The organism is Rossellomorea sp. LjRoot5 (genome assembly GCF_964253455.1).
Classification (GTDB): Bacteria; Bacillota; Bacilli; order Bacillales; family Bacillaceae_B; genus Rossellomorea.
In genome coordinates this window covers 3477892-3487467 of record NZ_CAXUQN020000001.1, presented here as the reverse complement: position 1 = coordinate 3487467, position 9576 = coordinate 3477892, and the positions used below count along the sequence as shown (strand labels likewise).

Annotated in this window: 15 protein-coding genes; 13 read left to right on the top strand and 2 right to left on the bottom strand. The window is 43.4% G+C overall.

All coding sequences use genetic code 11. The features are described from left to right. Positions 1-23: 23 nt before the first annotated feature. Complete coding sequence (locus ACSQ2E_RS17800; RefSeq protein ID WP_435992695.1) at positions 24-191, top strand: hypothetical protein; 168 nt, start codon at positions 24-26, stop codon at positions 189-191. Between the two features lie 34 nt (positions 192-225). After that, on the top strand, positions 226-588 hold the full coding sequence (locus ACSQ2E_RS17795) for a DUF4181 domain-containing protein (protein WP_435992693.1): 363 nt from the start codon (positions 226-228) through the stop codon (positions 586-588). Between the two features lie 45 nt (positions 589-633). Here the strand turns inward: ACSQ2E_RS17795 and ACSQ2E_RS17790 are convergent, their stop codons facing one another. Beyond that, positions 634-2052, bottom strand: a complete 1419-nt coding sequence (locus ACSQ2E_RS17790) for a DHA2 family efflux MFS transporter permease subunit (RefSeq protein ID WP_435994633.1) — start codon at positions 2050-2052, stop codon at positions 634-636. 253 nt (positions 2053-2305) lie between these two features. Here ACSQ2E_RS17790 and ACSQ2E_RS17785 point away from each other — a divergent pair, with 253 nt between their 5' ends. The 8 genes from ACSQ2E_RS17785 to ACSQ2E_RS17750 all read left to right on the top strand — a co-directional run bounded on the left by ACSQ2E_RS17785 (position 2306) and on the right by ACSQ2E_RS17750 (position 5377). Further along, a complete protein-coding gene (locus ACSQ2E_RS17785; protein WP_435992691.1) occupies positions 2306-2902 on the top strand; it encodes a TetR/AcrR family transcriptional regulator in 597 nt (198 codons plus the stop codon). A gap of 20 nt (positions 2903-2922) precedes the next feature. Beyond that, positions 2923-3105, top strand: coding sequence for an SE1832 family protein (locus tag ACSQ2E_RS17780; RefSeq protein WP_061808884.1), 183 nt, complete (start codon positions 2923-2925; stop codon positions 3103-3105). Between the two features lie 93 nt (positions 3106-3198). Continuing rightward, positions 3199-3384 (top strand): hypothetical protein, encoded by a 186-nt coding sequence (locus ACSQ2E_RS17775; protein ID WP_435992689.1) that lies wholly within the window; start codon positions 3199-3201, stop codon positions 3382-3384. Between the two features lie 117 nt (positions 3385-3501). Further along, positions 3502-3702, top strand: coding sequence for a hypothetical protein (locus ACSQ2E_RS17770; RefSeq protein ID WP_435992687.1), 201 nt, complete (start codon positions 3502-3504; stop codon positions 3700-3702). A gap of 16 nt (positions 3703-3718) precedes the next feature. Beyond that, a complete protein-coding gene (locus tag ACSQ2E_RS17765; RefSeq protein WP_435992685.1) occupies positions 3719-3961 on the top strand; it encodes a hypothetical protein in 243 nt (80 codons plus the stop codon). Then, a complete protein-coding gene (locus ACSQ2E_RS17760) occupies positions 3958-4182 on the top strand; it encodes a hypothetical protein (RefSeq protein WP_435992683.1) in 225 nt (74 codons plus the stop codon). Before ACSQ2E_RS17765 ends, ACSQ2E_RS17760 begins: the two co-directional genes overlap by 4 nt. A 121-nt stretch (positions 4183-4303) precedes the next feature. After that, positions 4304-4531: a DUF3953 domain-containing protein gene (locus ACSQ2E_RS17755; RefSeq protein ID WP_435994631.1), complete on the top strand. Its 228-nt coding sequence runs from the start codon at positions 4304-4306 to the stop codon at positions 4529-4531. 156 nt (positions 4532-4687) lie between these two features. Further along, on the top strand, positions 4688-5377 hold the full coding sequence (locus ACSQ2E_RS17750; RefSeq protein ID WP_435992681.1) for a hypothetical protein: 690 nt from the start codon (positions 4688-4690) through the stop codon (positions 5375-5377). Positions 5378-5413: 36 nt separating this feature from the next. On the opposite strand, the gene ACSQ2E_RS17745 is transcribed toward ACSQ2E_RS17750, so the two are convergent. Further along, positions 5414-5833 (bottom strand): VOC family protein, encoded by a 420-nt coding sequence (locus tag ACSQ2E_RS17745; RefSeq protein ID WP_435992679.1) that lies wholly within the window; start codon positions 5831-5833, stop codon positions 5414-5416. Positions 5834-5916: 83 nt separating this feature from the next. Here ACSQ2E_RS17745 and ACSQ2E_RS17740 point away from each other — a divergent pair, with 83 nt between their 5' ends. From ACSQ2E_RS17740 to ACSQ2E_RS17730, 3 genes are all read left to right on the top strand, one after another. Beyond that, positions 5917-6585 (top strand): RNA polymerase sigma factor, encoded by a 669-nt coding sequence (locus tag ACSQ2E_RS17740; RefSeq protein ID WP_435992677.1) that lies wholly within the window; start codon positions 5917-5919, stop codon positions 6583-6585. Positions 6586-6732: 147 nt separating this feature from the next. Beyond that, on the top strand, positions 6733-8697 hold the full coding sequence (locus tag ACSQ2E_RS17735; RefSeq protein WP_435994629.1) for a PhoX family protein: 1965 nt from the start codon (positions 6733-6735) through the stop codon (positions 8695-8697). Between the two features lie 231 nt (positions 8698-8928). After that, positions 8929-9546: a kinase gene (locus ACSQ2E_RS17730; RefSeq protein WP_435992675.1), complete on the top strand. Its 618-nt coding sequence runs from the start codon at positions 8929-8931 to the stop codon at positions 9544-9546. Positions 9547-9576 lie beyond the last annotated feature (30 nt).

Sequence of the window (9576 nt, the reverse complement as noted above, 5' to 3'; positions counted from 1 at the left end):
CTATGGGGAAGGACTGGAGGTGAATGATGGATTTTATGATCAAAGTCTTGTTGTACATGGTCTTCTTAGTAGGAGCACTTTATTTTTATTTCGGAGGCACCAAAAAAGCCAAAAATGGTCACTACACTTTCATCATGGCGGTCAGTGTGGTGTTACTAAGCTACTATTATTGGTTCCACATACAGCTATAGAAATGAGATCAATAGAAAGTGAGTGCCTGAGAAGATGAACATCATCCTGAATGATATCTATCAATTTATTTTGTATATTGTCGTATTCATATTAATCTTTTATGTGAGTGAAAAAACAGCCAGGAAGAAATGGAAGATTGTGAGGCGGCGTGAAGCGCAGGAGATCAATTCCTTTCACAAATGGGGGAACCGAATTCTGTGGACCATTTTCTTTGTCATCTGGGTATTTTTCTCTTCATGGCTAAAAAGTCTTCTGATCATTATGGTCATTGGGTTATTTGACGCCTATATGCAGTGGAAATCGGGGGAGAAAGAATACATCATTACCTTACTCGGACTGGTTATATTCATTGTATTTATTACGTTTGGGTATTCGTTCCATATTCTTTCTGAATAACAAGAGGGAGGGATCATCTGTCACAGATGATCCTTCCCTTTCATGCTAGCTAGAACGGGATGTGAGTGTCTCCTCGGGTGCCTGTTCTATCTTCTTGATGAAGAAGGACAGGACTAAACTCACGGCGCCGATGATCATGATGGCAAAGTAGGTATCGCTGATGCCCTGTATCGATGCTTCCATAACCATATGGGCTTGTGATTGATCGGTGCCTCCCGTCATGATGTCCTGGAGATGGTCTTTCGTCCTGCTCGTCATGATCGTGACGAGGAGGGACGTCCCGATGGCACCGGCTACCTGCCTTGCCGTATTGGAAATGGCGGTCCCGTGTGAATGGAGACTTGATGGCAATTGGTTCAACCCAGCCGTCTGCAGCGGCATCAGGAAGAGGGCCATCCCGATTCGGCGGCCGGCATACATCAGGATCAGATGCATGTAACTTGTTGAATCCGTTAAATCCGTGAATGTGTACGTCGTGACAAGTATGATGGTGATTCCAATCACTGAAAGCCATTTTGCCCCGAAACGGTCGAATAATCTTCCAACGGCAGGACTCAACAGCCCCATCAGTAATGCACCTGGGAGCATCAGGAATCCCGCTTCTAACGCCGTGAATCCCCTGGCATTTTGGAGATACAACGGAAGCAGGATCATATCTGCATACATGACCATCGTAATCACGCAATTGATGAGAGTAGTCAGCGTGAACATATTGTACCGGAACGCTCTAAGGTCAAGAAATGGTCGTTCCGTGACCAGCTGTCTCCATGAAAATAGCCCGACGGCTACAATCCCGACAAACAGTGTGGCAATGACCTCGAAACTGCCCCAGCCTTCACTGCCTGCTTCACTGAACCCATAAAGTAAGGCTCCGAATCCAATCGTGGAAAGGATCAAGCTGATCATATCCATCTTGCTTTCAATCGTTTCCGATACATTTTTGAGAAAAATGAATCCGCACAAGATGATGATCAGTATGAACGGAATCATTCCATAAAATAACGTCTGCCAAGGGAACACATCAAGGACATAGCCTGTCAGTGTAGGACCGATCGCCGGCGCAAAAATGATTGCCAGGCCGACGGTTCCCATGGCGGTCCCCCTCTTTTCCGGAGGATAGAGTTTAAGCACTACATTCATCAGGAGCGGCATGATGATCCCGGTGGACGCAGCCTGAATCAGTCGCCCCGTAAGCAAAACAGGGAAATTGGGTGCGAGGGCCGAGACAACCGTACCGACCAGAAAGATCAGCATGGCACTCAAGAATAACTGCCTCGTCGTATAACGCTGCATTAAGAAACCGGTGACGGGGATTAGTACCCCGTTCACGAGCATATACCCCGTCGTCAGCCATTGCCCGGTGGCCGCATCAATGCTGAACACGTCCATGATGGTGGGAAGGGCGACGGTCATGGTCGTTTGATTAAATATCGTAAAGAAGGCGCCCAGAATCATGATGGTCATGACGGGTCCTTTTTTTATAGAGCTAGTAACGGTGCTCAATCCTTTCCACTTCCTTTCATGGGCTTAATTTACATTGTGTAGTATACTAAACAAAACATAAATTAAATTATAGAAGCTATCCGGGAAGCATTCAATGAACAGTACGGTGGGTTGTGTTGATTAGTTTACACACTAGAAGGCCTTGTTGTTTAATTCGGGGAAACTATACAGAATCAACGAAATCGTCAATTAGTATCGGGGAAGGGGAGATGATATGAGTAACAAGAAGAAACAGACCGATCCGAGGATCCTCCGAACACGCCAGCTGCTGAAAGACGCCTTTGTCCAATTGCTGCAGGAGATGGATATTGAGAAATTAACCGTCAATCGGCTCACAGAAGCGGCGACCATCAATCGGGTGACGTTTTACCTGCATTATCAGGATATTTCGGATATGCTGGATAAGATGGCCGATGAGATGATCCTTGAAATCTCGAGCGTGTTGGGAGACCCGGAAACGGACCAGAAACTGGATCATGAAGAAAATATCAGAATGCTGGAGAGGTTCCTTGAACATATCTCCCTGAATGGGAAGTTTTATAAAACGGTTCTTGCGACGAGAAGAATCCCCATTTTTAAAGAGAGGATACTGACCTTTTTCACCAACTGGCTTGTAACCAGGATCGAAAGCCGGGGAGAGGCGTCCTTCGTGCAAAAAGCCGGCATCCAGCAGGAAATCTTCATATGGTACGATGCTGCCGCGATCATCGGGATAATAGAATCATGGCTGCGAAATGATATGCCCTATACCCCCGCTTTTTTGGCAAGGCAATTTTACTTAATCCATACTAGAGGATTCGATCAACAATAAAGATGAAAGGAATGAACCACATGACGAAAGAAGAACTGGAATACAAAGTAAACGAAGTGAAATTGGACTATATCCGTATTCAGGGGGACCTTGAAAAGCTAGAGTCCTTCGGCAGAAACACGGATATCCAGCAAAGGAAACTAGACGAACTCGAGACTGAGCTTTCAGATCTACGTAAACAGTTGGAAGCGATCGATGTTTGATGAATATTGAGGGGCAAAGGAAAATAGGTATATAGAAAGACAAATGGTACAAGTTTCATCTTGTACTTTGCTCTTTGATTGGAGCTGATTTCTATGTATCGAAACCGGGACAGACAGGTCAATATCGTCATTATGGTGCTCTTATGCATCCTGATCTTTCATATCATCCGCATCATCCTTCATGTAAGAGTCTATTTCGTATACAGCATGGGGATGGGATATCTTTTATTTCTGGGAATGATCATTTTTCTGATACTATTCCTGCTCCTTAAAAGATGAAGCAACGGGCACTTTTCTTTGAATGGAAAAGTGCCTCTTTTTTGTTTTAGAGAATCAATTATAGGAAAAATATGTTAAAATATAGGGGTGCTCAGTACATCAAAATGGAGGTTCACTATGAAAAAAAGGAATCGATTGGCATTACTCATATCCGTCATTGTATTGGTCGGGTTTCCGATTTTGTTTCTCTTCGTCTCTTTGTATACGGGAGATTGGCGATATCTCATGTGGAGTCTTCCGCCGTCATGTTTAGCGGGATTTACGGGGTTGATCTTTACCATTCATACGATTAAAAAAGAAAAGAGTCTAATGGAGTAAAATTAGATGCCAAATAATGAAGACAGCGAGGGACGGAATGTACATTTCTAAAATAAATCATGAACATCTTACAAATGAGCAAATGACACGTCTATTATTCTCTTCAATTCAAGACGATCAAATGAACGGTGATTGTATCTTTGTTGCAGGAAGCAGCAAGGCAGTGAAGTACCGATTGCCGATAGCAGTGGAGCTTTATAAACAGGGAAGGGCCGGTAAAGATGTCGATATTCATATAAACACAGGAGCGAATACATGAAAAAAGAAAAAATGTATCCAAGATTCTGGCTGTTTGCCATATACTTCACAGGCTTTTGGATTTTATATGGTTGCTTTATCCTGTTCCAAGATATAGTCATCGAAGATCATTTCGATAGTCAGCCGCTCTATCTGATCGGGGGCATGGCCGTTATGTTAGCACGGTCCGTACAAGGATATAAAAGGGCAAAGAGGCATGAGGAAGAAATAGGACAAAAATAAAAGGTTGTAATGAAAGTCTTTAAATCTCTACTCATCAGTGAAATCAAGGAAGAAGCCTTTCTTCAAAGGAAGGAGATTGACTTTTTGAACACGGAAAAGGAGAAGTGATGTCTTGTTAAGGATGGTAGGTACTGTTTGCTCTTTGGCGAGTTTCGTCCTAGCGACCTATTTACTGGTGATGCAGGAATATCAATGGATTGAACTCATGATGTTGATGGGTGGTCTATCCATTGGAATCATGGGGATTGAAGAAATTCAGAGGAATCATAAGGGGATGGGATGGTTATTATTCTTAACCGGTTTACTTTGCCTGTACTCCTCGATTCAAGGATTTTTATTCTTTCATTAATAGGACGGACCCACCTTCGTCATTCTCATACTTTATCACCTCATTTTAAATTCCCTTGACCATACCCTTCTTCACCCAATTGATAACTCAATTACCATCATTTATTGAATAACTCCTTTCCAATGTGGTATACATACGTTAAAAGGTGGTGCGGGAATGTCGAGTAAAAAGAATACTGCAGCCCTCCTTCTTGGCAGTGCGTTATTTTTATCAGCCTGCAACGGAGACGGGGCTGCATCCGATCAGGACGAAAGCAATCAGACGCAGGACGAAAATCAAACGGAAACTTCAACGGATATGAATGAAGAAAACAATGCAGATGACAATACCGGTGAAGATGTGAACGCCGATACTAGTGGGAATAATGAAGATGCTGGGGATAGTAGTGGTGAAACAAGTAGTGATACGAGCAGTGAAAATAAAGATATTCAAAAGCAGCAATATGAATCAGCCGAGGACGCGGCTGCGGCCATCAATGGGTATGAGAAGGTCGATCAGACGAACATCGATCTGGGTCATGGGATCAAAGGGCTCCAGGAAGGGGCAGCCGGTCATGAGTATCTTTACTGGAATGAAGGCGACTGGCTGATCAAAGTCGACTTTCCGACGGATCCTCAATATAAAATTGATGGATATGACGGAGCTGAGGACATGGCAAAGAAAGTCGTAGATTATCTCGAAAAGAACTACTTGCCCGCACCAGACGAAAAGGGCGTCATCACTATCAACGGATTCAAGGAACATCCGGAAACCGTCGTGAAGTGGCAAAAAGGAAAGACCGTTTATACGATTACTTCGAAAGAGAAAGAACCATTCGACGCCCTCGAAACGGCCGTAGAATCATAATGAAAAGGTGACCGGGATCCCGGTCACCTTTCTTGTTCAGCGATTTATTTCCTGAAGCTTTTTCACATTATCCGAGTGAAAAGGAGATCCTTCCACCTCGCTCACCACGCTGAATGGATTCCCGTCCGGATCAAAGAAGTCAAAAAAACGCATCCCGCCGAAGTCATCGATTTCAGTTGTCACCACACCTTTGCCGTTCAATTCCTTATGAATCGCATCGACATCCTGAACGACAAAATTGAAATAGCTATTCTTCTGCTTTCCTTTAATGACAAACTCCGTTGGCTGAGGGGTTTCCACTTCGATCAATCCAAATTGTGTCGATCCACTTGGTAAGAAAAAGCCGGCTCCGCCGTCCCACGAGTCGATTTTCTTCACCCCTAAATGCTCCTCATACCAGGCAGATGATTTCTTGATATTCGTCACAGGGACAAATACACTTCCAATTTTAAACATAGTATCCTCTCCTTATAAATGAAATTCCTATGTATAACGAATATAATGAAGAAAAAGTTACAAAAAAATGTGAGGTGGCTGAAATGATTTTTGATGACCTGGAACAAACGGTCAGCAAGCTGTATCGTTATTGCTTGAAACTATCAGGTTCATCTTGGCAGGCGGAAGATCTTATACAGGAAACGATGCTGAAAATCTATCAGTTAAAAAAGCAGGATCCGGGTCGGGAGTTCACTTTCTCTTTTCTATACAAAGTGGCCAAAAACCTTTTCATCGATGAAAAAAGAAAAAAGAAGGAGTTTCTTTCTCATCATGAAGACATTCGGAAAGTAAGCGATCCTACCGAATTCGACGCTTTGATTGAGATCCTTCTTGCAGCACTCCCCCTGCAACAGGCAATGCTCATCACCCTGAAAGATGTATTTAACTATAAGACAAAAGAAATCGCGGCCATGCTCAAGGTCAGTGACGAGTCCATCAAGACAGCTCTTCATCGTTCCAGAAAAAAACTGAATGACGCTCCGGAAGATCTGCCTGTTCCTGCATTCTCCAATCCCCAATTGATCCAGGGACTCTCAATCGCCATCAAGCAGTCGGACCCTTCCCGGATTTTTCAATACTATCGCCTGTTGGAAACGCACCATTTTAAGGCGAAAAGATCTCAAGGAGGTTCAGTCTTTCATATCATCGACCCTGAGGGGAATATTCTGGAGGTTGCCTCCACTCTTACCACTGCTTCATCAACCCTCTAATGAATCCATGACCTTATACGTGTGACTTGATATCGTAACGTAAATGAATATTTACATAGGCTTAAAATTACCCTGATTGTATTCATACTGACTTAACCATTCCATGTTTTACTAGAGTAGTAGCAAATACATCGGGAGGTTTTAATGATGAAAAAAAGACTATCAATCGGATTATCGATGGCGTTACTCGCATCTTCATCCTTAACAGCAATGGCTTTCGACCATGAGGGTCACGGTAAAAAGAAAGATTCACACAAGAAAATTGAGAGTGTTGAATTCTCTTCTATGAAAGCTCCTGACAATATTAAAAACATGGTAAAAACGTATACAACAGCAACAATCAAAGTGACGTATAAAGATGGAACAGTAAAAGAATTACCCCTTAACTATGATCAACTCTACCTATCAAAGGATAAAATCGTCTCCAATAAGGGTGAAATGATTCCTGCAGGAACACCAATTGATGTGAACGGTGATCCGATCATGGACAAAAGTGTTCCAGCGAATCCTTCCTACTTTATTTCAGATGCACCGGATTCGAACAGCCTTCTGACGAAGGGGAACAAGTCATTCATGGTTTCCCACTTTGAATACGATTCCCAAAATAATGCAGGTGACGAGATTTCAGGTCTGCCAGCGTCCATGACCTTATCTGAACTTGACCATGATAAAAAGACGGGCGAGCTTTCAGTGAAAGAAGCCCATAAGATTGATTTCTCAAGTGTAGATGGATTATGGAACCCATGTAACGGATCCACAACGGATTGGGGCACACACCTTGGTTCTGAGGAATATGAGCCGGATGCCAGAGAATTTGAAAACAAAGATTCCGATGCGTATAAAGAAGTCAGCAACTTTGCCAACTATTACTTCCATGATGAATCCAAAGCAAATCCTTACAATTACGGATGGATCCCGGAAATCTCCGTTTCACATGACGGAAAGTCTTCTGTCGTCAAACATTACAGCACCGGACGTTTCTCCCATGAAATGATGAAAGTCCTTCCAGATAATAAGACGGCATTATTCGGAGACGACGGCGGCAATACAATGATGTTCATGTATGTAGCCGACAAAGCAGAAGATTTCTCAGCAGGAACCCTATACGCTGCCAAGTTCGAACAAACCGGTACGGAAAAAGGCGGATCCGGTGACTTGAACTGGATCAAGCTCGGACACGGTACCGATAAAGAAATCTCAGACATCATTGACAGCGGAGTGACATTCAATGATATTTTCGAAACAACGGAAGAGCCAACAGAAGGATTTACAGCTGTTAAGACGAACTCCCATGATTCCGTCGAATATCTAAAAGTGAAACCAGGCATGGAAAAAGCGGCAGCATTCTTAGAACCACGACGTTACGGAGCCATCCTTGGTGCAACTTCTGAATTCAACAAAATGGAGGGACTTGCCGTCAACGCGGAAGATCATAAAGCGTATATGGCCATCTCTTATCAAGAAGGAAGCATGGAAAAGCAGGATGGCGCCGTTCAGGACGACATTCAACTTCAGAAGATTGAATCGGGTGTCACATATGAATTGAATCTTCAAGAAGGTCAAACAGATCATGACGATGAGGAGATTGACAGTGACTATGTTCCAGCAAGCATGAACGGATTTGTTTTAGGAGAGGACCTCTCTTCTCCGGATGAACTAGGAAACACGGCAAACCCGGATTTAGTAGCAAATCCTGACAACCTGAGCTTCTCTGAAGATCTGAATACCCTCTTCATCGGAGAAGACAGCGGTATGCACACGAACAACTTTGTGTGGGCCTATGATGTAAAAACGAAGAAGCTTTCCAGGATCCTTTCCGTACCGGTCGGAGCAGAAGCTACGGGGTTAAGGGCAGTGGATTCAATGAAAGATTCACACTATGTCTTAAGCAATTATCAGCATCCAGGCGCAGACCTTGATGAAAAAGAAATCACAGCAGTCGATAAAAACGAATTGGAACAAGCGATGAAAGATACGCTAGGCATCATGGAAACGGGCGGAGTCGGCTACATTTCCGGAATCCCTGGTATGGATACGAAAGGTGAACATCACCATAAAGGGCATCACGATCATAAAGAGAAAGACCGTAAAGATCACAATTCAGAAAAATAAACTAAGATGAATACAGGTCAGTCACCGACACGTTAAAGCATGAGCGTGAAGGGGGCAGACCTCTTTTTTATCAAAGTATCATTGAGTTATTTGTCTTAATTTGAAATAATTGGTATATGAGTGATTTATAAGGAGGGGGAAAATGCGCACCGATCGATTTTTTTTGGAGTTGGCGCTTGAAGAAGCCGAAAAAGCATTAAACGATCAGACGTATCCACGAGGGGAAGGTTTATGAAGAATGTAACCACAGCATTATTTTCTCACTATCAACAACACCAACTAAAACACCGTCCCTTCATTGTCGGGATAGATGGATTGGGTGGATCGGGGAAGACGACCCTTGCCCTAAATGTGAAACAGGAATTTATGCTCGCAAAGTATGACGCGGTTATTCTGCATATGGACAACTACATCGTGGAGAAGAGCGAACGGTATGGAACAGGGAACGAGGAATGGTATGAATATTACGCCCTTCAGTGGAATATAGAACAGCTTCGTAAAGAGCTTTTCCAAAGGTTACATAGAGGCAGTGACTCTATCACATTACCATTCTATGAATCCAGTGCGGACTCAGTCGTATCGAAACCCATCCAGCTTGAAGGGGTGAAGGTGGTCCTGATTGAAGGCGTCTTCCTGCAGCGGAAAGAGTGGCGCGATTTCTTTGACTATGTGATTTTTTTGGACTGTCCCCCCGAACTCAGAACCGAAAGAGTCATCGTGCGTGACACCTATCTCGGTGATGAGCAGGCAAGGGTTGAAAAATATAAGAGAAGATACTGGCTGGCAGAGGATCATTATCTTCTTCACGCTAATCCGGCCGGACAGGCAGACTATATTGAAAGAATCTGAAAATGTCATAAATTGTTGAAATATTCTCTA

What these genes read in the sequence shown, in the direction of transcription:
- ACSQ2E_RS17770 (WP_435992687.1), top strand. Translation starts at nt 3,502, where the DNA reads ATGAAAAAAAGGAATCGATTGGCATTACTCATATCCGTCATTGTATTG.
- ACSQ2E_RS17750 (WP_435992681.1), top strand. Translation starts at nt 4,688, where the DNA reads ATGTCGAGTAAAAAGAATACTGCAGCCCTCCTTCTTGGCAGTGCGTTA.
- ACSQ2E_RS17785 (WP_435992691.1), top strand. Translation starts at nt 2,306, where the DNA reads ATGAGTAACAAGAAGAAACAGACCGATCCGAGGATCCTCCGAACACGC.
- ACSQ2E_RS17790 (WP_435994633.1), bottom strand. Translation starts at nt 2,052, where the DNA reads ATGACCATCATGATTCTGGGCGCCTTCTTTACGATATTTAATCAAACG.
- ACSQ2E_RS17760 (WP_435992683.1), top strand. Translation starts at nt 3,958, where the DNA reads ATGAAAAAAGAAAAAATGTATCCAAGATTCTGGCTGTTTGCCATATAC.
- ACSQ2E_RS17800 (WP_435992695.1), top strand. Translation starts at nt 24, where the DNA reads ATGATGGATTTTATGATCAAAGTCTTGTTGTACATGGTCTTCTTAGTA.
- ACSQ2E_RS17735 (WP_435994629.1), top strand. Translation starts at nt 6,733, where the DNA reads ATGAAAAAAAGACTATCAATCGGATTATCGATGGCGTTACTCGCATCT.
- ACSQ2E_RS17745 (WP_435992679.1), bottom strand. Translation starts at nt 5,833, where the DNA reads ATGTTTAAAATTGGAAGTGTATTTGTCCCTGTGACGAATATCAAGAAA.
- ACSQ2E_RS17765 (WP_435992685.1), top strand. Translation starts at nt 3,719, where the DNA reads ATGAAGACAGCGAGGGACGGAATGTACATTTCTAAAATAAATCATGAA.
- ACSQ2E_RS17775 (WP_435992689.1), top strand. Translation starts at nt 3,199, where the DNA reads ATGTATCGAAACCGGGACAGACAGGTCAATATCGTCATTATGGTGCTC.
- ACSQ2E_RS17740 (WP_435992677.1), top strand. Translation starts at nt 5,917, where the DNA reads ATGATTTTTGATGACCTGGAACAAACGGTCAGCAAGCTGTATCGTTAT.
- ACSQ2E_RS17730 (WP_435992675.1), top strand. Translation starts at nt 8,929, where the DNA reads ATGAAGAATGTAACCACAGCATTATTTTCTCACTATCAACAACACCAA.
- ACSQ2E_RS17780 (WP_061808884.1), top strand. Translation starts at nt 2,923, where the DNA reads ATGACGAAAGAAGAACTGGAATACAAAGTAAACGAAGTGAAATTGGAC.
- ACSQ2E_RS17795 (WP_435992693.1), top strand. Translation starts at nt 226, where the DNA reads ATGAACATCATCCTGAATGATATCTATCAATTTATTTTGTATATTGTC.
- ACSQ2E_RS17755 (WP_435994631.1), top strand. Translation starts at nt 4,304, where the DNA reads ATGGTAGGTACTGTTTGCTCTTTGGCGAGTTTCGTCCTAGCGACCTAT.